The following is a 24,356-nucleotide window of genomic DNA, read 5'->3' on the forward strand; positions in this document are numbered from 1 at the left end:
AACGCCGGGGGGATCGCTGGCGGACCCGATCGGAAAAATTTTTCCAAAGGGTGAAGGGGGGCCGGGAATGAGGCTAGTCGCGCATCTATGGTGGCGGTCGTGTGGTCGCTATTGGGCGCTGCGCTATCTGCGCGCGCTGGGACGGGCCGATACCATCCCGCAATACACCCGCGCGGCCCGTCTGCGCCAGCGGTCCGAGGCCTGTTTCGCCCGGGCCGACCGGATCAAGGGGGCGCGGGCATGATCCTGACGATTGTCCTGTGCATGGCCTGGACGCCCGATGCCTGCATTGCGGTGCAGACCCTGGTCGTGCGCCATCCCGTCTGGTTGGCCGCGCCCTGCATCGCCTTCGTGCCCGAGCATCTGCGCCCCCGTGTGCAGTCCTGCACCAAGGTGCGCGAGGTGGCGGCATGAGCGGTCATGGTGGCGGCCACTGGGAGGGCGGGCGCGTGGGCGTCGTGCGGCGCAGTGCGCTGACCGATCCGCGCAACCCCTTCTGCGAAACCCACCTGCGCCGGGTCTGCGGGGCCTGTCCGCATTTTTCCGGCGAGCGGATCGAGGACGTGGGCATCTGCGGCAAGGGCCATGGCACCGTGTCGGGGCGCAGCGATGCGCGCGACTGCATGTTCTGGGAACGGAAGGTGGCGCGGTGATGGGACGGCACGATTTTCAGGCGGTAGAGCGGCGCGAGGCGCAGGAACGCGTTCCCGCGCCGCCCTGCCTGACACGGCGCGGCGGTGGAATTGGGGACGCCGCCGCGCCGATGCACAAGGCCGAAGCCCGGGATGTGGCGCACCTGGACGCCGAGGAACGCGGGTTCATCGGGCGGCTTCTGGCCGAGGGCTGGTCGATGGCGCGCATCGCGCGGGCCACGGGGCGCAGCCGCCCGACCTTGTACAATGTGCTGGCCGGGGATGCCCGGGTGCAGGCCCTTCGCGCCGAGCGGGGCGCGCCCCTGCCCAAGGTGGCGGCGGCTGTGGCGCCGGCGCAATATGACGATATCGACGTCGAGGCCGCAGCTTGTCGCCGCATGTGGTGCGCCCTGCTGGTGGACCAGTTGCGGCTGGCCTGCGGCGGTGCCGATCGCGCCCCGTCGCGGCGGGCGACGGGCGCAAATCAGCGGGCGCGCGACGATGCCGCCCGCTGGCTGCTGGGGCGCGATTGCCGGATGGTTTGCGATCTAATCGGGCTGCACCACGCCGCCCTATGCGCGCGGCTGCGCGCCGGTTCGATCAATGCGGCCGACGTGGCGCTGCGCGTTCAGGTGCGCGCCTCAGGTACCCCCGGCCATCGGACCAATGGGACCGCCATCAGCGGCGCCGAGGTGGCGGGATGAGCCAGAACCGCAGCAGTGCCGTGATGCAGCAGCGCCGCGAGGCGCATGACAGCCTGGACGATTTCCCGACGCCGCCCTGGGCCACCCGCGCGCTTTGCGAATGGCTGGCGCAGCATGGGGCGCTGCCCGCCCACCTGACCTGCCGGGAACCGGCGGCAAACCGTGGTCACATGGTGGCCCCACTGAAGGAGGTCTTCGCCTCGGTCGAGGCGTCGGACGTGCATGATTACGGCGCGGGGTTTCCCCTTGCCGATTACCTCATGGGCGCGGTCGGCCAGGTGGATTGGACCATCACCAACCCGCCATTCCGCCTGGCGCAACCCTTCATCCAGCAGGCCCTGCGCAGCAGCAGGTGCGGGGTCGCGATGATCTTGCGCACCGCGTTTCTGGAGGGCGTGGGCCGCCACCGCGACCTGTTCAGCGTCACCCCGCCCACCGACATCCTGCAGTTCTCCGAACGCGTGGTGATGCACAGGGGGCGCCTGTCGGCCAAGGGCAGCTCGGCCACGGCCTATTGCTGGGTCGTCTGGCGCAAGACGGTGGTGCAGGGGCGAACCGCCTTTCGCTGGATCGCACCCTGCCGCGCGCGGCTTGAACGGGCAGGGGATTACCCGCCTGAAGCCAATCCCGCCCCGCCGCCGCCCGAGGGCGCGCTTCTGTTCCCATCCGAAAGGAAAAGCTGATGTCTTTCAAACCTGCTCCTCCGCCGCCCAGCCTGCAAGCCGCCGGTTCCGGTGTCAGCTGCTATGTCAGACAACTGAAGGCTGGGCCCGTTCTTTGCTTCAGTCTGAACAAGGCTGTTCAAGAGCGCGCCTTCGGTGGCCCGATCGCAGGCAAGCATCTGTCGGTCGGAATCGGCGAGGATGAAGATGCCGGCAGGGTGCGTATCGCCCTGGACCCCAAGGGGCCGGTTGGGGTCGGAAAGGCTCTGAAGCACACAACGATGTTCCGTATCGGATGTTGGCCGGGCATCCCCACAACGGCCCGGCCGACCCGGATCTGCGAGGTGATCGAGATCGGTGAGGGCTTTGTCGTGGTGCGGATGCCCTTTGGCCAGCCTGCGCCCGGTCAGGCCGCGCCCGCGAAGCCTGCGGCCGAGAAACCGGCCCCAGCACAGGCCGCCGCCGCTGACCCGGCGTCGGAGTTCGGTCTGCGCAAGGATCCTCCGGTCGAGCGCAAGCCATCGCGCGCGGCCCAGATCGCGGCGCAGGCGGCGGCGATGCAGAAAGCCGCAAGATGAGCGCCACGCTGACCGTCTGCGCGATGGACGACATGCTTGCCGAGGGGGGTGCGGAATGAAGTGGGTCGCCATGTATCTGTGTGACCTGGCCCTGTCGATTGCAGCGGGCTGGGCACTTGTGGTCTGGTGGGTCGATTTGGCGACCTGGCCCCAAGAGCAGCGATATACTGCGGCTGTCGTGACGGCGATCGCATTTCTGCTCTTGCGCCATGTGAGGGCCGACCGATGACCCGCGCTGCCCCCATATCGCTGATCGATGCCGAGGACCTGCCGGAATATCCGCTTGGCCCCGATGACCGGATCGACAGCCACAATTTCATCGCGTGGTTTCACCGCCGCTGGCTGTCGTCGGAGATGCGCCTGAAAGGCACCGAGTCGGCCCGCGCGATCTATTTCGACCTGATCTGTCTGTCCCAGGACCAGACGCCGGTGGGCACCTTGCCCGACGACATGGAGCAGCTGGCCAAGCTGGCGATGGTCGAGGAAAGCCGGTTCCGCCGCATGTGCGAGGGGCCGTTCGGCCCGCTGCACCGCTGGACCCGGTGCCGCTGCGACGGGCAGGTGCGCCTGATGCATCATAGCGTCACGCAGATGGTTCTGGACGCCTTCGGGCGCAAGCAGGACAACCGCGCGCGCAACGAGGCCGCAAATGCCAAGAAGCGCATCCAGCGGCTGCGCACCACCCTGGCGGGTTACAACGCCCAGCTGGCCAAGAACGATGCTGCCGTGCTCTGGATGGACGGCTGGCTGGTCGAGAACGGGTGCCAGTACCGCGACGCCAAATGGCACGAACGCGCCATCGGTGCATGGTCGAACCACATGTTCGACATGGGGCGGAAAGGGCGGCAAACCGTTGAATCCTGACATCTGATCGAACTGTCCGAAAGTGTCGCGGGGACACTTCGGGACAGTCTCGGGACACTTCCAGACTGTCCCGCACGACAGGGACAGGGACAGGGAAATGAAAAGACAGACGGACAGGCCCGCGACACTTCGGGCCGGATCTGTGGACGAAACCGGGGCAAGGCTGAGAAAAAGGGGCAAGGGATGAACGAACAGGAACAGAAGGCGGGCGAGGCGCGGGTGCAGGCCTTGCTGATCGAACACCTCGATCGGGTCGGCTTCGGGCGGCCCGGGTCGATGTCGGTGGCGCAGTTCACGGCGATGCGCGCCGAGCTTTGCGCGCGGCTGGCCTACATGTCGGCCCAGGGGCTGGCGGCGCTGGCCGAGGTCATGGAAGGGCGGGGCGGCGGTTCGGCGCGCGACCGCTTCCCGATCCTGCCGGTCGTGATTGCAGAGGCCAACAATATCGAACAGCCGCCCGAGGATGCCTCGCCCCTCATGCGGGCGGTGTTCGCCCATGCCACGGGCGAGGCGGCGCTGCGCGACGGTTGGGCGCCCGAACTGCTGTTGCACCTGCGCGCGAACCGCAAGTGGCCCGGGTCGTTCATCCTCGGCAAGGTACAGGAGGCCGCGCGTCCGGCCGTGCGCCGCATGTTCGACTTGGAGCGCCGTCTGGCCGATGGTGCGGTGCTCGGGGCCGAGGATCAGGCATGGCACCATCGCCGCACCCGCGCCCTGGCCCGCGCCCGGCTGGCGCGTGACCTGGGGCTGGCCGAGGCGGGAAAGGCGGTGGCGGGGTGAGCCGGATGTCGTCTTTCGCCATCGGTGACATGGTCACCCCCGCGCCCGCCGCTGCGGCCCTGTCGCTGGGCGGGGCGCGGGAATGGTATGCCCTGCTGTGCCAGCCCCAGCGCGAAGAAGCCGCCGAACGCTGGTTGGCCCTGCGTGGTGTCTATGCCTTCCACCCGGTGTTGCGGCGCAAGCAGAGGGTGCGGGGCCATCTGCGCGAATACACCCGCCGCTATCTGCCGGGCTATGTCTTCGCGCGCTTCGATGGCGCGCCTCGTCCCCATGCGGTGCTGGCTTGTCCCTTCATCACCGGCGCGCTGTGCGGCTCCTTCGGCCACTGGGGGCGGCTGGATGCGGGGCGGCTTGCTTCGCTTCATGCAATGCGGGCCGTGGATGAGGCGAAGGAGGCGCAGCGTCGGTCCGAGAAGGCGCGCCGCGTTGCCGCCGCCCGCCTGCGCCCCGGCGACCGGGCGCTGTTCCGGTCAGGGCCGATGGCGGGCCAGCACTGCGAGGTGGTCGCCCTGACCGCTGCCGATGGGGTGCAGGTGCGCCTGACGCTTCTGGGCGGGGTGGTAGCGGCGCAGGCGGACACAGCGGATCTGGTGAAGCTGCGCGACAAGGATGCTTGACAGGAGTCGCGGGCTGCCCCTAGTTTGCCCGCGAAGAGCCTCATGCCCATGCCATGCACCCCAGGAGGGTGCGACAGGCGCGGGCGGCTGGGCGGTTGGCGTCGGTTCATAGGTCCGATGCACCACGCCTTCACTGTGTCCCGAGATACCCGAGCGCGCCCGCCGACAGGCGCGATAACCCATGGTCAGCTGCAGCGGCGGGGCGGCTGACCTATTCCTTTCGAGAGGTGTGCCATGGTCCGGTTGTCAAAGCTGCAGCCGGCCATCGGCGCTCTGGCCTCGCCGGTCGAGCGGTTGGCGCCGCAGGTCGATGCGTCGCGTAAGGAACGGCATGCGTGGCGCGCCTGGTACGGCACGGCGGCCTGGCAGCGGCTGCGCTGGTCTGTTCTCGTCGCGGCGCGCTTCACCTGCGTTCGATGCGGTCAGGTGATGAGCGATACAGCGATGCTGGTGGCCGATCACAAGGTCGCGCATCGCGGCGACCGGGCGCTGTTCTGGGACCGCGCCAACCTGCAATGCATGTGCAAGCCGTGCCACGACGGCGCGAAGCAGCGCGAAGAGACGGCGGCGCGCGGGCTCGGGATCTGACCGAGGGGAGGGGGGGGTAGATCCCCACAGCCCCGCCAGGCCCCAGACCGCACTCCTCTCTCACGCGTGGAATTTTTTTGGGGGAGATGGAATTTTGGAGGACGTTGATCTGTTCGGGAACCCGACGCCGAAGGGGAAAGGCGAGCGTGGTCGCCCTGCGTTTGTGGTGACGGAAAAAGATCGCAACAAAGTCAAGATGTTGCTGGCGCTAGGTTGGAGCAATACCCGCGTTGCCAATGCGCTGGTCAACCCCAGCACCGGTCGGCCCGTCTCGCTGGCGACGCTCAAGCGGTATTTTAGAGCCGAGCTGAAGGAGCGCGAGAGGATGCGCGACCGTCTGGATGCGCGGCTTCTGGAGATGGCGATGGAGATGGCGACGGCGGGCAACGTCGCAGCACTGAAGGAGTTTATTCGGATGATCGAGAAGTCGGACCTGATGAACGTCCGCGTGGCGATCGACGAGGCCCAGGCAGAAGAGGAAAGACCAAAGCGGTTGGGCAAAAAGGAGATGGCCCAACGTGACGCCGAGGCCACCGGAGATTCCGGCGATTGGGGCAGTGACCTGAGGTTCGATGGTCGCGCAAACTGAGGTTTCGTCGCTGGGCGGGGCGGCGCCGGGATGGAAAACGGCGCTGCCCGACTGGGAACGACGAATCCGCGAGCGGCTGTCGCTGATCCCCAAGCTGCCCCTGTTCGATGCCGTGGCACAGAAGGCCCTGCGGATCTTCAAGAGGTTGCGGGTTCCCGACATCATGGGAACGCCGACCTATGGCGCGGCTTGCGAAGAGTGGGTCTTTGACCTGGTGCGCGTGGTCTTCGGCAGCTACGACCCCGCCACCAAGCGACGGATGATCCGTGAGTTCTTCCTTCTGGTGCCGAAGAAGAACGGCAAATCGTCGATTGCGGCCGCGATCATGGTCACGGCGATCATCATGAACGAAAGGCCCGAGGCGGAACTTCTGCTGATCGCGCCGACCAAGACCATCGCATCGATTTCGTTCAAGCAGGCGAAGGGGATCATCCGTCACGACGCCGAACTGACCAAGCTGTTCCATCTTCAGGACCACCTGAAGAAGATCACCCACCGCATTTCGCTGGCCGAGATCGTGATCAAGGCGGCGGATACCGATGCGATCACCGGGGGCAAGGCGACCTTCACGCTGATCGACGAAACGCACGAATTCGCCACGAAGTCGAAGGCGGCGGATGTCTTTACCGAGGTGCGCGGCGCCCTTGCCGCGCGCCCCGACGGGTTCCTGATGCAGATCACGACCCAGAGCAAATCGCCACCCGCTGGCGTGTTCAAGGCCGAACTGGAAAAGGCCCGGGCCGTTCGGGACGGCAAACTGGACCTGCCGGTTCTAGCGGTGCTCTACGAGCTGCCGCTGAAGATGGCGAAGGATGGCGGGTGGAAGGACCCGGCCACCTGGCCGATGGTCAATCCGAACCTCGGAGTGTCGGTCGATCCGGCCTATCTGGCCGATGAACTGACGGCAAAGGAGAAGGACGGCGCCGCCGCACTTGCGCTGTTGGCAAGCCAGCACTTCAACGTCGAGATCGGCGCGGCGCTGATGGGCAAATGGATCGGGTCGCGGCATTGGCCGAAGGCCGGCGATGACAAGCTGACCCTCGATCGCCTGATCGAGCGGTCCGAAGTGGCGGTCGTGGGGGTCGACGGGGGCGGCCTGGACGATCTTCTGGGGATTGCGGTGCTGGGGCGGGACCGGGCCAGCAAGGAATGGCTGCATTGGGGGCATGCCTGGGCGCATACCGAGGTGCTGGAAACGCGCAAGGAAATTGCCCCGCGGCTTATGGATTTTGCCGAGGCGGGGGATCTGACGATCCTCGAACCCGACGATCCGCGTGGCGACGTCGTGGGGGTGGCCGACTATGCCGAGCAGGTCTTCACCGCCAATCTTCTGCCCGCGTCGGGGGCGGTTGGGCTCGATCCTTTCGGGATCAGTGCCATCGTCGATGAGCTGGCCCTGCGCGGGATCGGAAACGACAGGCTGAAGGCAATCGGCCAAGGTGCGCAGCTGTCCCCGGCCATCTGGGGGCTGGAGCGCAAGCTGAAGGACGGCACGTTCCGGCACGGGGCGCGCCCGATGATGGATTGGGTTCTGGGAAATGCGAAAAGCGAACAGAGAGGCAGTGCGGTGATCATCACGAAAGCGGCATCCGGCAAGGCAAAGATCGATCCGCTGATCGCGGCGCTGAATGCCTTCATGCTCATGCGACTGAACCCGGTCGCGGCGGTGGCAAGCCTGTCGATCCCTGCCGATTACGAGGTGGCGTGATGGGCCTGCTTTCGATGTTCAGCGGTGCTGTGCGGGCCGATGTCGACCCGTCAGCGCGCGCGAGAAACCCCGCCGATGATTTCTGGTATGGCCCGGCGGGGCGGGCAACGGCGGCCGGGGTGACCGTGACGGTCGAGCGGGCCCGGACCGTGCCGGTGGTGCGCGACTGCCTTGAGGTGCTGAGCAAGACGGTGGCCAGCCTGGCTCTTGGGGTTTTCGAGCGGCAGGACGACGACAGCCGTGTTCGCCGTGGCGATCACCCCATCGCGCGTCTTCTTCGCAACCCAAACCCGCGCGAGACCTCTTTCGAGTTCTTGGCGAACATGGTTGACGATCTGGCGGCCGAGGGGGTCTTCCTCGCCGAGCGCGTCAACCAGGGCGAGGCCAACGAGCGCCTGTGGCGCATCGCCCCGCAGCATTTCGATGTCGAGGAACTTCCCGACCGGGGGTTGCGGTTCCGGGTGCGCGAACCGAATAAGCCCGAACGGGTCCTGCTGGACGAAGAGGTCTGGTACATCCCCCTGCCGCCGGTGTGTGACACGCGCCGGGGCCGATCCCCGATCCTGAAGGACGGGGTCGAGGCCATCGGCGCGGCGCTGGCATTGCAACGCTATGCCAACAGCTTCTTCTCGAACGACGCGACCCCGCCGATCCTGTTCCGGCACAAGGGTAATTTCGCCGACAAGGAGAGCAAGGAGAACTTCCTGCGGGCCTGGCAGCGAGCCCTGACCGGCCGCAACCGCCACAAGCCTGGCGTCCTGGAATACGACATGACGGTCGAGCAGCTGGCCCATTCGAACGAACAGGCGCAGTTCCTGGAAACGCGCAAGGAGCTTTGGCTGGACATTTCACGGCTCTGGCGCATCCCGCCCCACAAGGTGGGCATCCTGGACAAGGCCACCTTCAGCAACATCGAGGAACAGTCGCTGGACTTCGTGATCGGCACCCTCGGGCCATGGCTGGAGATGATCGAGGGCAGCGTGAACAAGCACCTGCTGAACGGCGAGGAGCGGTTCTACTTCGAGTTCAACGTCGACAGCCTTCTGCGCGGCGATATCGAAAGCCGGTTCCAGGCCTATGCGCTTGGGCGCAACTGGGGCTGGTTGTCGGTGAATGAGATCCGCCGCCGCGAAAATCTGAACGGGATCGGCCCCGAAGGCGACCGGTTCATGGAGCCGCTGAACATGGCGCCGGTCGGCAACGTGGGACGCGAACGGAAAGAGGCCAGCGACGCGATCGCGTTCCTGCGCCAGAGCGTGGCCCGCAACGGCGGACGGCCCAACCTGAAGGTGATCAAGAATGCCGCATGAAATCGACCGCATCCTGCGTATGGCCGGGCAGGGAACCTGGTTCATCCACCCGGCCAAGGCCGAACAGATCGTGGCGGCGCTTGCCCTGCGCGCCCAGGCCGGGCCGCGTGACGACGCTGCCTTCCCCGGCACCACGCCAGTAGCACTGAACGGTGAGGCGCGTGGCGATCAGCGGCTGGTGCGGGTGCTGCGCCTGCATGGTTCGATCCTGCCGCGGGCCAACATGATGACCGACTTTTCCGGCGGCGTGGCCATGGAGCGGTTCCAGGCGGCGTTTCGCGCGGCGGCCGACGATCAGGCCTGCAGCGCCATCGTGATCGACATCGACAGCCCGGGGGGACAGGTGGGGCTGGTGCCGGAAACGGCGGCGATGATCCGCGCGGCGAAGCGTTCGGACAGGCCGATCATTGCCGTGGCCAATACCCTTGCGGCCAGCGCCGCCTACTGGATCGCCAGCGCCTGCGACGAGATCGTGGTCACGCCATCGGGGGAGGTGGGGTCGATTGGCGTCTACTGCATCCACCAGGAGATCAGCGAAAAGCTGGCGATGGAAGGGATCGCCGTGACCATGATTTCCAGCGGCCCCCGGAAAACCGAGGGCAATCCCTTTGCGCCCCTCGATGAACCCGCCCGGGCAGCCATCGCGGCGGATGGCGCGGCCTTCTACGACATGTTCACCAAGGATGTCGCCAAGGCGCGGGGCGTTCCGGTTTCCGTGGTGCGGGCCGATCCCGAGACGGCAGAGCGCCATATGGGCGGCGGGCGCTGCTATGGCGCCCAGATGGCCGTGAAGCTTGGCATGGCCGACCGGGTGGCAACGCTGGATGAAACCCTTCAGCGGCTGGTCAAGGGCGGCCGGTCCGGGGCGCGTCGCGCCTCGATCGAGCGGCGGCGACTTTCCCTGATCTAGAGAAAGTTTGTGATTGCAAAGATTTGGAGCTTATTCAGACGATGGTGACAAAGCAAGAAAATGGCGAGACGAATCTGTTTGGGGAAGTGATCATTCCAGACTGCATCATGCGGGCGATGAGGGGAGAGAGCGTAGCCATTGTCTGTCGTTCTCGCTTCGAAGCAAAGCGCATGTCAAAGGCATTCTTCCATCGACATCGCCTTCAATTGGAAGCGCACTTCGTGTTGCGTGGGGCATCGCTTGATCATTCCTCCGGCGGCGGAGTCGAGTTCTGTTGGTTGGAATGCCAAACGGGCCGTCGGGCGGACGATTTCGATCACCGACAGTTCTTATTGTGACTCGGTGCGATCAACAGACGGCTTGTATTGTTCAGGCTGCGGAAGGGCTCAACCCGGTCCGCACTTCTTTGCCGTCATCTGAATAGCGACCTCTAGACCCCCCTGTTGGGACTGCGATGTGGCGCGCGCCGGGCGTGTCGCACCAATCGACGACGGCCCGGCATCATCGAAAGGAAGAAAGATGAACAAACTTGCGGAGCTGAAGAAGGCGCTTGCGGCGCTGAAAGGCAAGGGCGTCGCCCTTCTGGACCGGGCCGATGCCGAGGACCGGGATCTGACCGAAGCCGAAGAGGCGCAGTATTCGGAGATCGAGGATCAGATCGCCGAGAAACAGGCCGAGATCCAGAAGGCCGAAGCGCAGGCCGAACGGCGCCGTTCCATGGACGCGCTTTCTCCCGCCCTGTCGAACACCGTCAATGATCCCAACCCCGCCACCACCGGCGGCTTCAAGGGGCTGGCCGAGTTCGCCTCGGCGGTGCGCGGTGCCTCGCGCATGGGCGGACCGGTGGATGCGCGTCTTCACCAACTGGCGGCGCCCGCCGGAACCCATATCGGCGGTGCCGCGACGGGTGAAGGTTTCGAGGTGCCCGCCGATTACCGCGATGCCATCTTCGAGGTGGTTTCCGATCTGGACGAGTTCGGGCCACTTGTGGACGAAGAGCCCACCGACAAGCGCGAGGTGAAGGCGCTGGCCGATGAATCCACGCCCTGGGGTGGTGGCGGTGTCCAGGCCAACTGGCGCGGCGAGGGGCAGAAGATGGACCCCAGCAAGATGCTGACCGAGCAGCGCACCGTGCCGCTCCATGAGCTTTACGCCTTCGTCCTGGCGACCGAAGAGCTTCTGGAGGATGCGCCGCGCCTGGAGTCGCGCCTGACCCGCAAGGCCGGTGAGGCCATTTCCTGGAAGCGCAACAGTTCGATGGTCTACGGCACCGGGGTGAACCAGCCCCTGGGCTGGATGATCGGCAACGCGCTTGTCAGCGTGGCCAAGGAAAGCGGGCAGGCGGCCGATACCATCCAGACCGAGAACGTTCTGAACATGTTCTCGCGCCTGCTGCGCATCCCGGGGGACAAGCCGTTCTGGATGGCGAATTCGGACACCCTGCCGCAGCTGATGACCATGAAGGTCGGTGACACGCCGATCTGGATGCCGCCCAACGGGCTTGTCGATGCGCCGGGCGGAATGTTGCTGGGTCTGCCGATCAAGCTGAGCGAGCACGCCAAGAGCCTGGGGGACAAGGGCGATCTCCAACTGCTTTCGCCCAAGGGTTATTACGCGCTGCGCCGCCAGAACGGCCCGAAGTATGCCCGGTCGATGCATCTGTATTTCGACTATGCGATCGAGGCCTTCCGCTGGACGTTCCGCTTCGGCGGCCAGCCGCACCTTTCGGCGCCGGTGACCCCCGCCCATGGGGCGAACACGAAGTCGCACTTCGTGGCCCTGGCCGAGCGCGCCTGAAACTGACGGCCTCGCCCCGGTTCGGGGGCGGGGCACCAACCCCTGAACATGGAGTAAGACGATGAGCAACAAGACCGTTGCCCTGGCCACGACCCTTGGTGTCCTGGCCTCGATCGACCCGGACGCCTATGCCGCCGGGACGGTGACCACCGCCTGGGTGCCCTGCGCCCAGTGGCAGACCTACATGGCCGTCATTTCGGCGGGCGATCTGGGGGCTTCGGCCACGGTCGACGCCAAGATCGAGCAGGCGCAGGACGCCAGCGGGACCGGCGCGAAGGATCTGGCCGGCGCCGAGATCACACAGCTGACCCAGGCGGGCAGCGACAGCAACACCCAGGCGATCATTTCCTTCTCGGCGGCTGATCTCGACATGGAGAATGCCTTCGGCTTCGTTCGCGTATCGCTGACGGTTGCCGCGGCTACCAGTGATGCTGGTGCGATCCTGCTGGGCGACGGCTGTCGCTATGGCCCGGCGTCGGAACACGATGCTGCCAGCGTTGGCGAGATCGTTATCGTCGCCTGATCCTCGGTGCGCCTGCAGGCGCACCGTCACCACTTCAACGGGAGACCGACATGACCAAGAGCAAGAAGCCGACGGAAAAGGATAAGGCTGCGGAAGCCGAGGCGGCAGCGGAAAAGCCGCAGGAGGCTGTGCCCGAGGCGGCAGAGGACAAGCCGCAGGAGGCTGTGCCCGAGGCGGCAGAGGACAAGCCGCAGGAGGCTGTGCCCGAGGCAGCGTCGGAGATTTCGCTGGCCAAAGCGGCAGGCCCTGACGAGGTATTGGTGCAGTTCGTGACCGATTACACCGTGGACGATGAGCGGCGGGGCACGGCGCGGGAAGAGCGCTATCGCCGGGATCAGACCGTCGTGGTCTCGGAAGCCTCGGCGCGGCACTTCGAGGCGCGCGGCGCCGCCGTTCGCCTGTAAGGGGACCGGGCTTGAGCGTCGTCGTGATCACCCCGCCTGCCGCAGAGCCGGTCGACCTCGACCGCATGAAGGCCCATTGCCGGGTCGAGGGCACGGACGAGGATGACCTGATCCCGGTCTATATCGCGGCGGCGCGGGCGGCGGTCGAAGCCTATACCCGCCGTCGCCTGGTGACCCAGCAGCTGAAACTGCTGTGCCCGGGCTTCGGTGGCTGCATCGAACTGCCTTGCGCGCCCGTCCAGACGGTTGATCGCATCACCTATCTGGACGCGGACGGGGATGAGCAGGAGTTGGATGAAGCATTGTGGCGATTGGTGCGGTCGGGCGGGCCGGTGCGGATCGTTCCGGCGGATGGCGCGACCTGGCCGATCACCTCAGGCGGTGTGGATGCCGTCGGGGTGGAATTCACGGCGGGCTATGGCAATGCTTCGGCGGTGCCGGCGGACTTGGTGATCGCCGTGCTGCTGATCGCGGGACAGTTCTATGAGAACCGCGAAGATGCCGTCGCAGGTCTGTCGGTGATCCCGTTGCCCATGGGCGCGCGGGACCTGATGAAACCCCATATTTTCTGGGTCTGACGATGGCCCGAGGGGGATCGTTCAGGGACAGGGTCACCGTCCAACGTCAATTGGAATCGGTGGACGCCTATGGAAACGTTCGCGGCGACTGGGCCGATCTTGGCGCCTTCTGGGCCGATGTCCGCGTTGTTCCCGGCAGGGAGCGGATTGCGAGCGGGGCGGTCGAGGCGACGGCCACGGCCACCCTCCGGCTTCGGGTTTCGACTGCCGCTCGGGCCATTACGGCGGCTGACCGTTTCCTGTGCCGTGGGGAGGTCTGGAACATCCGCAACGAGCCGGTGGTGATGGGCGCGCGGCGCGAGTTGATTGAATTCACATGCGAGACGGGGGGGGCCACCTGATGGGATTGTCAAAACAGGGTTTTCGTCGGGTCGAGACGATGATGCAGAAGATGCCGGAAACGACCGCGCGCCACCTCGGGGCGGCAAACCGCGACAATGGCGAGTTGGTTCTGCAGGTCGCGCGGGTCCTGGTGCCTGTCGGCGCGACCGGCAAGACCAAGGCGGCCATCAAGGGCAGGCGCGAGGGTGAGCATGGCTATCTGATGGATTTCGGCCCGCTGTCATCGATCCTCGAAGGTGGCACGAAAGAGCGCGTGAACAAGGCCGGAAAATCGTCTGGCAAGGGGCCCAAGCGACCCTTCGTCAATCCGGCGCTGAAGGCGACGGACCGCAAGCGGCGGGCGCGGGCCAACAAGGCCCTGCGTGACGCCATAAAGGAGGCCGGGGGCAATGGCTGACGGTTATGCCCTGGCGCTTCAGGCAGGGATCGTGGCGGCGCTGAAGGCGGATGGCGGGGTAACGGCGTTGGTGGGGGATCGCGTTTATGACGAGCCACCGAAGAAGCCGACGTTTCCCTATATCAGGGTGGGCAACATCGAACCCCGCCCGCTGCGCACGGATTGCGGTGCGGCCGCAGATGTGGCGCTGGGGCTCGAGGTCTACAGCCGTCCGAAATCCGGGCGTGTCGAATGCACCCGCATTGCCGAGGCCGTGGTCGCGGCGCTGGACGAACGGGAATCCAGTGTCGTGGTCGTGGGTTTTGACCTCGTGTCGCTGCAGTGGATGACCCAGACCGTGGGGCGCGACAGCGACGGTGAAAGTTACCTGGCGATCATCGCATTTTCCGCCCTGATCGACGGATGAGCCCTATCGGCGCATTGGGCCGCGCAGATATCAATTTTTCATGAAGGAGCCTGACAATGGCAAAGCAAAAGGGCCGCGCCCTTCTGGTGAAGATCGGTGACGGTGCGGAGACGGAGGCCTTCGACGTGCTTTGTGGCCTGACCACCAAGACGTTGACGCTGAACGCGAACTCCTACGACGTGACGACGCCGAACTGCACGACGCCGGGCGGGCAGCTTTGGGCAGAGTTGCAGACCGGCATCCGGTCGGTTGCGGTGTCGGGAAACGGCTATTTCGAGGACAGCACCACCGAAGAGCGGTTGCGGTCGGCCTTCATGGGCACCGGTGTCAGCGATACCGCCGATGCCATCGCGAACTTTGAGGTCATCGTTCCGAGTTTCGGGACCTTTTCGGGGGCGTTTCACATCAACAGTATGGAATTTGGCGGCGAACAGGAGAATGGCGTCACCTATTCCCTTTCGCTGTCCTCCAGCGGCGTGATCGGCTTCACGGCGGCCAGCTGATGGCGATCACGGCACAGCCGCCACGCGGCGGGATCGTGGCGCAGGTGGGGGGGCGATCCTACCCGATGGTTCTGCGCAACGCCGAGATCGAGCGGTTCGAAACCCATCACGGCATCGGCATCTTCGAGATGCTGGACCGGATGATCGATCGATCCGAAGCGCCCCAGGCCCGGCACGTCAGGGACCTGGTGGCGCTGGGGCTGGCGGGGGGCGGTATGCCGGATCGCGCCGCCGATGACATTGTTTCCGAGCTTGGTCCGTCGTGGAACTTCGCCCTGCGCCAGGTCGCCCACGACCTGGTGACGGTCGCGTTCCTGCCCGAGAAGCCGGAAAAAAAAAGCGCCGCAGCTGGATCGCGGCGCAAGGGTCGCGCGAAAGCGACGCCTGGGACGTCCCGGAAAGAATCCGGGGCGTTGTCGGAGCGGGGCTCAGCCCCGCCGACGTCCGGGAAATGATCCCGCGCGACCTGGTGCTGTTCATCGATGGATGGAACCGGTCGCAGGGTTCGGGCGAGCCGGACGCGCCCACTGCCGATGAATTCGCTGACCTTGTGAGGCAATATGGATGACGACATCACCCAACGGATCAAGATCCTTCTGGACCTGGAAAACGAGGCACACGACAAGGCCGTGAAACGTTCGGCCAGGGAGATCGCCCAGCTTGAAAAGCAGTATGATCCTTTGTCCCGTGCGGTGATCAAGCTGGAGCAGGAAGAGCGCAAGCTGGCGCGGGCGCTGGAAAAGGGAACCATCGATCAGGGGCGGCACAACCAGCTTCTGCGCCAGGCGCAGGATCAGTACCGCAAGACCGAAGCGGCCATCGAAAGCGCCAATGCCGCCATTGCGCGCCAGCAGGTGCAGGTGCGGGGTCTGGGCGCCGCTTTTCAACGCAATCGTGGTGCTGTGCAGCAGCTGGGCTACCAGGTGGGCGACTTCGCGGTGCAGGTACAGGGTGGCACCTCGGCCGTCACCGCCTTTACGCAGCAGGGATCACAGATGCTGGGGGCGTTCGGCCCGATGGGGGCGGTGCTGGGCGCCGTCCTGGCGGTGGGTGTTCCGCTGGCCGCTGCGTTGTGGAATGCGGCCGATGCCTCCGAAGAGGCAAAGGAGAAGGCGAAGTCGTTCTCCGACATCCTGAACGACACCAAGGCGGCCATCGCGAGTTCAGGCGATGCTGCAACGCTTGCCTCGGCCGAGGGATATGAGAACCTTTCCGAAATGTTCGGGACCGTGTCCGAGAAGGTGCGCGAACTGGCGCGCGAGCTGGCCTCGATCGAGAAGCGCGCGGCGACGTTGAGCCTTGGAAAACTGATCGACACCAGTCTTGGCGATCAGTTCAAGGCGGAAATCGAGGCCGTGATCGGAGATTTCGGTTCGTCGTTTCTCTGGGCTGGTGAGGCGGAGGCCCAAGCTCGGATTGATCATATGACCCGCCTGATCGCCGATGCAGAAGCCGACATTGCCACCCGACAGCGCGCGGGTCAGGGCATGTTTGTCACCGAAGGTGAAATCGAGCTGTTGGCACAGATGCGGGAGGAACTGGCGGCCCTGCAGGGTGATGTCGCCGGCATAGGCAGCCTGGCCGATCGTTTGGGAATGGACCCTGAGGCATTGATCCTGCTGAACGATGCGATGACCCGGCTTGAAGATGCCCGCGCGGCGCAGAACTTCGGCGATATCGCGGATGCGATCAGCGATATCCGCGAAACCCTGCAGTCGGCGGGTGTCGAGATGTCCGATGGTGTCCTCGACAACCTGACGCTGGCCGAGGCCGAGGCGCGCAAGTTCGCCCACCAACTGGAAATCTCCGACAATGCCGTCGAAGGTATCGGGGCAACCGATATTGCCAGCGGCATCGCGGCAGGTGTCGATGAGGCTGTCAGGCTGGCCGAATACATGGGCATTGCCCTCGGGTTGGCTCAGCGTATCGAACGTATGGGTCCCCAGGGGCTGCCCCGCGCGCCGGGCAAGGTCTATTCCGGCCGGGGTGGGGACCCGCGAAACATGGGCGGGTCTTCGCTGGATTGGCAAGTTCGGCAGGCCGACGATTTCCTGGCGAACTGGACGCCACCAAAGCCCGGGCGCGGTGGGCGGGGTCGCGGCGGTCGCGGTGGTGGCGGGCGTGGTGGCGGTGCCACATTCGACCCGCTGGACGCCGGGCGCGACCAGGCAGAGAAGCTGCGCCAGCAGATCCAGCTGATCGGAGAGACCGAAGCGCGCACCGCTGCACTGACGGCCCAGTGGTCCCTGCTGTCCGCCGCGAAGAAGAAGGGGATCGATCTGGATCGGGTGCAGGGCGAAACCGGCGAGACCGTGCGCCAGCAGATCGAACGCCAGGCAGCCGCAATCGGCGATCTGACCCAGCAGTACGACCAGGCAAAGGACCGTGCCGAGTTTTTCGAACAGGCGCAGGATTCTCTGCAGGACGGGTTCCTTGATGCCATCGTGAGCGGCAAGGACCTGGGAGGGGTGCTGGAAGACCTGGCGCGATCCTTTGCGCGGGCGGCGCTTGAGGCGTCGTTGTTCGGCACCGGCCCCTTTGCCGGTGGCAGTGGTGGCGGCGGGGGTCTGCTTGGAGGTCTCTTCAAAGGGGTTTTCGGCGGGTTTCGCGCGGAAGGCGGCGGCGTGTCCGCGGGCAAGTCCTATGTCGTGGGCGAACGCGGCCCCGAGTTGTTCACCCCGGCCAGCGCCGGGGCGATCACGCCGAACCACCAGATGGGCGGCACCGGCGGCGTCGTCATGGGCGAGATCGGCGTCACCGTCGACGATGACGGCAAGCTCCAGGCCTATGTGAAGCGTATGGGGGTGCAGGCCGCACAGCGCGGCGCAGTCAGCGCTGTGAACACGGTGCGCCGCAACTTCGGCAGCTACCAGCAGGAGATGAGCGCCAGCGGAGGCATGGTCTGATGCCGATCGTGCCGAGGATCTACACCTGGCGGCGCGAACTTGTGCCCACGGATCAGGTCTTCATGGCCGGGGGTACTTCGGTCGATGGTGGCATGACGCTGGGCGGCGCGCTGGTGCAAAGCCCGGAGCCCGGTGGCCGTGCCACCCTGATCATGGGGTTTGGCCTGCTGGCCCGGCGTGCGAACCTGGCTGCCAGCTGGACCTACAGCCGTGCGATGAATGGCGCGGTCTTCAGCATCCCCATCCGCTGCACCGACCAGCTGGTGGACCGTAAGGGCCTGTTGCCGCCCGCCACCGATGGCATTCCCTGGAGCGAGGGGCAGCCTTGGGGGAACGGCGAGAACTGGGGGTGGAATCCGACCGCGCCCCTGGTGGCGTCTGCTGGGCGGGGAACGGTCGAAGTGGTGACCGACCTTTCGGCCTACGGGCCGGTCCTTCAGGTGGGGCATGTGATCGGCTTTAGTGTCGATGGCGTCGATTCCGCCCATATCGTCATGGATATCGACTATGACGGCGACACGGCGACGATCGCAATACAGCCGCCGTTGCGCCGCGCGGTGACGGAAGATGTCCGCCTGCGCTTCCGCCCCTCGATGCTGGCCACCTGCCGAAACCCCGCCGAGTTCGCGGCGCCCTTCGGTCTGGGGCGGTTCACGCGGCCTGGATCGGCCCGTTTCGTCGAGGCGCTGATATGAGTGCCTTTTCCGATTTCATCCTGGAACAGACCGGAACCGCGAGTGATGCCTTCGACATCAAAGTCGTCGTGCGCCGCTGCTTCTTCTATGATTTCGACGGCTATCCGCTACGGCTTTGGGATGGGCAAGGGGTGCTGACGACGACGATGGGTGTCGGTGGCGCGGTGGAAACCCCCGCGGGAACACTGGCCAGCAATGAATGGATCGGCACCATTGATGGCGATGGTACGAACCGGCATCAATCGCCCGCGGTCTCGGACCAGCGCGACGGCATCTCGCCGCGCCTCGAGTTCACGATCCCCTTTATCGACGCCGCGACCTATGCCGCGCTGAAGGCCGACCAGGACCGCGCGCGGGGCCGGTCGATCACCGTCTATCGTGCCGCCTTCCGGCCTGGCGAAGGCATCGCGCCGCAAACGCCCATCGCCTTCAGCTATCGCCTCTCGATGAAGGGCGTTTCCTTTTCGCGGATGGTCAGTGGCGAACCGGGTGATGAGCGGCTGGTCTACTCGGCTACCGTGCTGGCGCGCGGCGCGGGCGAGGGGCGCAGCCTGTCGCCGCGCGGTACTTATACCGACACGTCGCAACGCGAGCGCGCCCGCCTGCTGGGCGTGGCCAGCGACAGCGGCTGTTCCTTCGTCGCGGCCAATGCGCAGAGGACCTACCGTGCGGGCGGCTGAGACCCGCGCGCTGTGGCGGGCTTCGCAGTTCGCCTGGGGGCGGACGGATTGCCTGATGGCGCTGAGTGATCACGTTCTCAGACTGACCGGGCGCGATCCCGCAGAGCCCTGGCGCGGCGCCTATGACGATGAGGTGGGCGCCCGCGCGATCTACGATGCCCATGGAGGGGTGATGAACCTTGTCAGCTACGCGATGGATCGTATCGGCTTGCCGGTCGGCGCGCCCTGCGACGGCGCTGCCCTCATCTGCGAACTGGGCGGGCAGCAGATCGGCGGGGCAATGGACGGAACCAGAGTGATATTCATGGCCGAGGGGCGGGGGGTGGTGCGCTGCCGTGCGCCCATCCTGCGGGCGTGGCCGCTGTGAGGATCCGCTGCGCCCTGCTGCTGTGCACGGCCCTGCTGATGCCGGTGCCGGCCTCGGCCGCCCCGGTGGCTGGCCTGTTCCTTGGCTTGCAGGTGGGGTTCAGCGGCGTGGCCCTGGGGGTGACGGCATCGACCGCCTTCACCATCGGGTATACCGTCGGGGCGTTCTTCAGCACCACGCTGGGGTCCCTCCTGCTGAATGCGGGGCTGAACCTTGCCATCGCGGCGTTGACCCGCCCCTCGGCCCCGACCATCGAGGCGGCGCGCGTCACATCGCGCAACGTGGATTCGCCGCGCTGGCAGGCCGGGGGGCCGGTCATGGTCGGCGGCGCGAATGGTCCCTTTGGCGAACATGACGCGGACGGGAATTTCTGGTTCATCACGGCCCATGCGGATGCCGAGATGACGGGTGAACCGACCTACATGCTGGACAATATCGCGGTCACGCTCAGCGATGGCACCGACGGGTTCACGGCGGGCGATGTCCTGACCGATGAATTCTGCCTGACCGAGGAGAATGATCCCTACGAGGGCAGCGGGACGAAGGTTCCACAATTCCGCCTTTACACGGTGACCCCGACAGCGGCGCAGGTCTATGGCGACCTGCCCGAGGATTTCACCGACGCTTTCCCGAACCTGCCGTCGGACTTCCGCCTGGCGGGCGTGGCCTTCACCATCATGCGGTGCAGCGCCGTTGCGCTGGAACATTACAGCAAGGTCTATCGCTGGCGGGGCTCCTTCAGCCTGGGCGAGCCCGCGGTGGCGGTCTATGCGAATTTCAACCGGATGTACGATCCGCGCAACGGCGATCACGATATCGGCGATCCGGCCACATGGACCCCATCGGATGGCAATCCCGCCATCGTCTGGGCGTGGTTTCGCACCTCGCCCTTCGGGCGCAACCGGCCCATGGGCGAAGTGAACTGGGCGCGGGTGGCCCAGCAGGCCGACCTTTGCGACCAGACCGTGCTGGACCGGACGGCCAGCCCGATCCCGCGTTATCGCTGCGGCGTGGCCTTCCCGGACAACAAGCCGCGCGCCGAGTGCGAGGCAGAACTGCTGCTGACCTGCGATGGATTCGTGGTCTACGACGATGAGGGGCGCGCCTGGCCACGGGTCGGTGTCTACGAGGTGCCCGGGCTGACCTTCTCGGCGGCCCGTGATGTTCTGTCCGAACAGGTGCAGGTGGTGGATGATGGCGAGACGGCCGTCGATGGCGTGGTGGTGAATTACATCTCGCCCCATCACGGATATACCAAGCAGCCCTGCGCGCCCTGGCGCAACACGGCCTACTATGACGGTACGCGCGAGCCGAACTACCTGACGCTCGATATCCTGGGGTGCCAGAGCCACAACCAGGCAGTGCGCCTTGCCAAGGCGATCGGGCTGCGCTCGGCTGCGACGCAACGGGTGGGGCTGGGCGTCACCATCAAGGGTATCCTGGCGGCCGGTGAGCGTGTCATCAATCTTGATCTCGATGACGAGGTGCAGGGCGAATACGAGATCGTCACGCCGGTCGAGCAGGACCCCACGGGCATGGCCGCAAGTTTTGCCGTCGTGCCGATGCAGTCCGACCGGTTCGATCTTGGCGCAGGCGAGGAAGGTCCGCCCCCGGCTTTGACGCCCGCGCTCGATATCGATGACACGATAGAGATTGCCGCCAACGTGGTGGTGACCGCCGTGCCAGTCGCAACCTCGGGTGGGGCTGCGGTGCGGCTTGAGGCGACCTTCGACGATCCGGCGCGGGTCGACCGGATTTTCCGGTTCCGTTACCGGACGGGAACGACGGCCCATGAGTATTTCGTGAGCGACATGGAAGAGGGGCAGGCCCGATCCGCGGTGGTGGATGACGGCCTGGTTTACCGGGTGTCCTGGCAGACGATCACGGCAGGCGGGCGCGCCACCGACTGGTCAGACGAACGCGACACGCCGGAATTCGTGGACGTGATCGCCACGGCCGACCCGACGGCGCCCGCCGATCTTCTGGCCTTCGCGGCGGCCGATGGCGTGGGTGAAAGCGAAATCACCTTCGAAACCGCGAACGATGCAGCGCTGGTTGCCGTCAGCATCTACCGGGGCACCACTCCGGTCTTCGGAGATGCCTCCCTTGTCACGACCCGCATCGTCGGGGCGAACAGCACACAATCCATCGTGATCGGGGGCCTGTCCGCCGGCACGCATTATTTCTGGGCCACGCCGATCAACGGATCGGGCGTTGCCGGGACGGCAGCCGGGCCGGACACCGCCACAATCACCTGAAAAAGAGGCCGACATGCCAATTTCCAAATCGCTTCAGGCGATCCTTGAAGGGTCGCCGGTTGATCCGACCTATCGTCCTGTCGCGTCCGAGCTGCGGCGAAAGCTGGAGGAGATCCAGCTTGTCGCCTCGCTGTCGGGCCTGTCGTATTTCGTCGATGAATTCGATGATCTTCCGGGGGGCACCGAGGGGCAGTTGGCCGTCGTGCTTTCCGATCCCGACGCAGCGAAGAGTGGCGTCTACCTCAAGGGCGCCGCGGTCTGGACGAAGACCTCGCAACTGCCCGAAGGCTTCGTCGATGCGCTTGGAGCGCTTGCCGAGTTGGCCACCGAGCGGGCGCAGCGCATTCAGGGCGACAACCTGGAACGTGCAGCGCGCCAGGCTGCGGACGAAACGCTGGACGGAAGGATTGCGGTCGAGACCGGCGAGCGACGGACAGCCGACGCCACGTTGGCCAACCTGATCGCCGCCGACGGTGGCCTCTATCTTTCCACTGCCGCCGGATTGGCGGCAACGACCGATGGGCAGGCCTTTATCGTCTTCGAGGATGGTGCGACCGATGTCTATCAGAACGACGCCGGGGTGGCCGTGCTGCAGGGGTCGTTCGCGTCGGTGAACGGGCTTGTCGCCGCCGGATACAAGCCCCGCGCCAGCGAACCGGTCCACGATGGCCTCAAGATGCGCATCGGGGGAAAGTGGTATTCCCCCGATTGGATCGTGCAGGTCGGCGCCGGGCAATCCAACAGGAAAGGCAACAACAACGCGACGACGGGCGATCTGACCGGCTCTGGCGAGGTCTGGGCCTGGAACGGCACGGCGTGGGTTGAGGCGGCGCTTGGCGCGGAGCCGTTCAATGCGAGCGCCCCGACAGTCAACAGCATCGACTTTCATCAGGCCCACAGAATTTCGGTGGCCACTGGCCGACCGGTTGCGATGATCCTGCATGCGGTGCCGGGGTCGGGCATTGCCACTTGGCTGCCCTCGGTTCCGGGCGCCAACTGGACGGCGCTTGACGACAAGGTGGGCGAGGCGCTGACGGCGGGGTCCGGCATCCTCTGGGGCAGGGACAGCGTTGACCTGTTCGGGTGGTCGCAGGGCGAGAACGAATTCGACCTTGCGCCGCTCTATACCCTGTCCCAGGACCGCTATCCTGACCTGATCACGGGCGCGCAGGGGGCATCCTGGGCCGGGTCCGACATGGTCTTTGTCGCGACCGAAATCCTCGATCAGGCGAGCGGCGGGACCGCCTACCGCGCAAACGAGGAATGGGCCAAGGTGGTCGACAGCGGGAAGTTCCCGCGCGTCTATCTCGCTTCGTCCTGGGGTCTGACCTCGACCGGTATGGACGTGGGGCAGCAGGTGCATTTCAGCGGTGCAAGTCTGCAGGAGCTGGGGCATCGCAGCGCCGACATCTACCTTGGCAAATCGGCCGGCGTCACCTCGGCATCGGTCTACCGTGCTGCCGATGCCGCCGGGCAACTGGTCTGGAAGGAGCGCCCCTATACCCGGCTCCTCTCCCTGTCCCTGGATGCCAGCGACACCTACAATCAGGCGCTGACCGTCACCACCCCGGCAAACGGTGTGGGGGTGGTTTTCGAGGTCGACGATGTGCGCACCGAAGTGGTGTCGGCCGGCGGAAACGCCACGCTGATCCATGACAGCGCCACCCCGTCCAACGTGGTGATCTGGTATCCGGCAGACGCCATGCGCGATCAGCCGCCCTCGTTCTCCTCGGTCGCCGCCACGGGCGAGGGGAAGATCCGGGCGGTGGTTCCCAACCCCCTGGCGTCGCTCGAAACCCTTTACCTGGCCAACCATCCGGTCCGCGGGCGCATGATCGCCGCCGATCTGCCACGAAGCCTGACGACGCTGCGTATCCAGGATGCGCCGGGCGTCATCTGGACGGATTTCGTTGCCGCTGACCTGCCGCCGAACCTGTCGCTGCTGAACCTCAACGACAGCCTTGTGCCTGCCGATGTGCAGGCCGCGATCACCGCCGAAAACGCCGCGCGGGGCGGGGCGATCGATGTGCAGAGCCTTGGCGTTTCGGCGGGGTTCACGCCGCCCCAGCACTTTGCCACAATCACCACCCTGACGGCCGCCCTTGGTAAGGGGCTGGTCTTGCCCGAGGGCGCGCCGGTCACCGTGGGCGACAGCGCCAAGGGCAGCGCGCGGGTGCTCATCAAGGACAGCACTGCCCCGGCGATCAGCGGCTTCGCCCCGGCGGGGTTCCGGCCAGCGGCGGGGATGGCGCGGCCCGAGAACTTCGGCGTTGTCGGCGCCAATGACACTGCGGCGCTGACCTCATTTGAAAGCTACCGCAGCGCCGCGAACGAACGGGTCATCCATGTCTCGACCAGCGGCACCGGATCGGGTGCAACCGCTGGATCACCTGCCGATCTGAGCGGTGCCATCCGCTTGGTCAGGGCGCTCATGCTGGTCTCCGAAAACACCACCTTCACCCTGCAGCTGGCGGCGGGCACCCATACGCCCGCGACGCGCCAGACGCTGGATGACCTGGAGTGGTCGTTCGGATCGAACCAACTGAAGATCCTCGGGG

29 protein-coding genes are annotated in these 24,356 nt (G+C 65.9%); all 29 read left to right on the forward strand.

Translation table 11 applies throughout. The annotated features are described in order from the left end of the window. Positions 1–67 precede the first annotated feature (67 nt). Positions 68–244, forward strand: a complete 177-nt coding sequence (locus H7828_RS19430) for a hypothetical protein (protein WP_226782733.1) — start codon at positions 68–70, stop codon at positions 242–244. Next, entirely contained in the window at positions 241–414 is a 174-nt protein-coding gene (locus H7828_RS19435; protein WP_226782734.1) for a hypothetical protein, read from the forward strand. The genes H7828_RS19430 and H7828_RS19435 overlap by 4 nt, the downstream gene beginning before the upstream one ends. Further along, the gene (locus tag H7828_RS19440) at positions 411–653 is read left to right on the forward strand and encodes a hypothetical protein (RefSeq protein ID WP_226782735.1); all 243 of its coding nucleotides are present in this window, start codon (positions 411–413) and stop codon (positions 651–653) included. The genes H7828_RS19435 and H7828_RS19440 overlap by 4 nt, the downstream gene beginning before the upstream one ends. Then, a complete protein-coding gene (locus H7828_RS19445) occupies positions 653–1,336 on the forward strand; it encodes a helix-turn-helix domain-containing protein (RefSeq protein ID WP_226782736.1) in 684 nt (227 codons plus the stop codon). The genes H7828_RS19440 and H7828_RS19445 overlap by 1 nt, the downstream gene beginning before the upstream one ends. Beyond that, a complete protein-coding gene (locus H7828_RS19450) occupies positions 1,333–2,019 on the forward strand; it encodes a hypothetical protein (RefSeq protein WP_226782737.1) in 687 nt (228 codons plus the stop codon). Before H7828_RS19445 ends, H7828_RS19450 begins: the two co-directional genes overlap by 4 nt. Before the next feature lie 260 nt (positions 2,020–2,279). Further along, complete coding sequence (locus H7828_RS19455; RefSeq protein ID WP_226782738.1) at positions 2,280–2,576, forward strand: hypothetical protein; 297 nt, start codon at positions 2,280–2,282, stop codon at positions 2,574–2,576. Between the two features lie 225 nt (positions 2,577–2,801). Then, positions 2,802–3,440, forward strand: a complete 639-nt coding sequence (locus H7828_RS19460; protein ID WP_226782739.1) for a hypothetical protein — start codon at positions 2,802–2,804, stop codon at positions 3,438–3,440. 183 nt (positions 3,441–3,623) lie between these two features. Further along, on the forward strand, positions 3,624–4,220 hold the full coding sequence (locus H7828_RS19465) for a hypothetical protein (RefSeq protein WP_226782740.1): 597 nt from the start codon (positions 3,624–3,626) through the stop codon (positions 4,218–4,220). Between the two features lie 5 nt (positions 4,221–4,225). Then, entirely contained in the window at positions 4,226–4,837 is a 612-nt protein-coding gene (locus tag H7828_RS19470; protein WP_226782762.1) for a transcription termination/antitermination NusG family protein, read from the forward strand. 234 nt (positions 4,838–5,071) lie between these two features. Beyond that, on the forward strand, positions 5,072–5,425 hold the full coding sequence (locus H7828_RS19475) for an HNH endonuclease (RefSeq protein ID WP_226782741.1): 354 nt from the start codon (positions 5,072–5,074) through the stop codon (positions 5,423–5,425). A gap of 94 nt (positions 5,426–5,519) precedes the next feature. Next, positions 5,520–6,014 (forward strand): resolvase, encoded by a 495-nt coding sequence (locus tag H7828_RS19480; RefSeq protein ID WP_226782742.1) that lies wholly within the window; start codon positions 5,520–5,522, stop codon positions 6,012–6,014. After that, positions 5,998–7,722 (forward strand): terminase large subunit, encoded by a 1,725-nt coding sequence (locus H7828_RS19485; RefSeq protein ID WP_226782743.1) that lies wholly within the window; start codon positions 5,998–6,000, stop codon positions 7,720–7,722. Before H7828_RS19480 ends, H7828_RS19485 begins: the two co-directional genes overlap by 17 nt. Further along, a complete protein-coding gene (locus tag H7828_RS19490) occupies positions 7,722–9,032 on the forward strand; it encodes a phage portal protein (protein WP_226782744.1) in 1,311 nt (436 codons plus the stop codon). The genes H7828_RS19485 and H7828_RS19490 overlap by 1 nt, the downstream gene beginning before the upstream one ends. Further along, entirely contained in the window at positions 9,022–9,942 is a 921-nt protein-coding gene (locus H7828_RS19495) for a S49 family peptidase (protein WP_226782745.1), read from the forward strand. Before H7828_RS19490 ends, H7828_RS19495 begins: the two co-directional genes overlap by 11 nt. Positions 9,943–10,461: 519 nt before the next feature. Next, entirely contained in the window at positions 10,462–11,739 is a 1,278-nt protein-coding gene (locus tag H7828_RS19500) for a phage major capsid protein (protein WP_226782746.1), read from the forward strand. A 61-nt stretch (positions 11,740–11,800) separates the two neighbouring features. Continuing rightward, a complete protein-coding gene (locus tag H7828_RS19505; protein ID WP_226782747.1) occupies positions 11,801–12,262 on the forward strand; it encodes a hypothetical protein in 462 nt (153 codons plus the stop codon). Between the two features lie 50 nt (positions 12,263–12,312). After that, positions 12,313–12,666: a hypothetical protein gene (locus H7828_RS19510; protein WP_226782748.1), complete on the forward strand. Its 354-nt coding sequence runs from the start codon at positions 12,313–12,315 to the stop codon at positions 12,664–12,666. An 11-nt stretch (positions 12,667–12,677) separates the two neighbouring features. Then, positions 12,678–13,244: a head-tail connector protein gene (locus H7828_RS19515; protein ID WP_226782749.1), complete on the forward strand. Its 567-nt coding sequence runs from the start codon at positions 12,678–12,680 to the stop codon at positions 13,242–13,244. Between the two features lie 2 nt (positions 13,245–13,246). Then, on the forward strand, positions 13,247–13,585 hold the full coding sequence (locus H7828_RS19520; protein WP_226782750.1) for a phage head closure protein: 339 nt from the start codon (positions 13,247–13,249) through the stop codon (positions 13,583–13,585). 50 nt (positions 13,586–13,635) lie between these two features. Beyond that, positions 13,636–13,983 carry a hypothetical protein gene (locus tag H7828_RS19525; RefSeq protein ID WP_226782751.1) on the forward strand — a complete coding sequence of 116 codons (348 nt, stop codon included), beginning with the start codon at positions 13,636–13,638 and terminating at the stop codon, positions 13,981–13,983. Beyond that, a complete protein-coding gene (locus H7828_RS19530) occupies positions 13,976–14,389 on the forward strand; it encodes a DUF3168 domain-containing protein (RefSeq protein WP_226782752.1) in 414 nt (137 codons plus the stop codon). Before H7828_RS19525 ends, H7828_RS19530 begins: the two co-directional genes overlap by 8 nt. 56 nt (positions 14,390–14,445) lie before the next feature. After that, a complete protein-coding gene (locus H7828_RS19535) occupies positions 14,446–14,892 on the forward strand; it encodes a phage major tail protein, TP901-1 family (protein WP_226782753.1) in 447 nt (148 codons plus the stop codon). Beyond that, positions 14,892–15,347, forward strand: a complete 456-nt coding sequence (locus H7828_RS19540; protein WP_226782754.1) for a GTA-gp10 family protein — start codon at positions 14,892–14,894, stop codon at positions 15,345–15,347. Before H7828_RS19535 ends, H7828_RS19540 begins: the two co-directional genes overlap by 1 nt. Positions 15,348–15,452: 105 nt before the next feature. Then, complete coding sequence (locus tag H7828_RS19545) at positions 15,453–17,798, forward strand: hypothetical protein (RefSeq protein WP_226782755.1); 2,346 nt, start codon at positions 15,453–15,455, stop codon at positions 17,796–17,798. Then, a complete protein-coding gene (locus H7828_RS19550; RefSeq protein WP_226782756.1) occupies positions 17,798–18,493 on the forward strand; it encodes a hypothetical protein in 696 nt (231 codons plus the stop codon). Before H7828_RS19545 ends, H7828_RS19550 begins: the two co-directional genes overlap by 1 nt. Then, positions 18,490–19,173: a hypothetical protein gene (locus tag H7828_RS19555; RefSeq protein ID WP_226782757.1), complete on the forward strand. Its 684-nt coding sequence runs from the start codon at positions 18,490–18,492 to the stop codon at positions 19,171–19,173. The genes H7828_RS19550 and H7828_RS19555 overlap by 4 nt, the downstream gene beginning before the upstream one ends. Further along, positions 19,142–19,540 carry a DUF6950 family protein gene (locus H7828_RS19560; protein WP_425354961.1) on the forward strand — a complete coding sequence of 133 codons (399 nt, stop codon included), beginning with the start codon at positions 19,142–19,144 and terminating at the stop codon, positions 19,538–19,540. The genes H7828_RS19555 and H7828_RS19560 overlap by 32 nt, the downstream gene beginning before the upstream one ends. Then, positions 19,537–21,798, forward strand: coding sequence for a phage tail protein (locus H7828_RS19565; RefSeq protein WP_226782759.1), 2,262 nt, complete (start codon positions 19,537–19,539; stop codon positions 21,796–21,798). Before H7828_RS19560 ends, H7828_RS19565 begins: the two co-directional genes overlap by 4 nt. 13 nt (positions 21,799–21,811) lie before the next feature. Next, on the forward strand, positions 21,812–24,356 hold a 2,545-nt coding region (locus H7828_RS19570; protein ID WP_226782760.1), incomplete at its 3' end, for a sialate O-acetylesterase.

Origin of the sequence: Oceaniglobus trochenteri (assembly GCF_020529025.1) — a bacterium.
Lineage (GTDB): Bacteria > Pseudomonadota > Alphaproteobacteria > Rhodobacterales > Rhodobacteraceae > Oceaniglobus > Oceaniglobus trochenteri.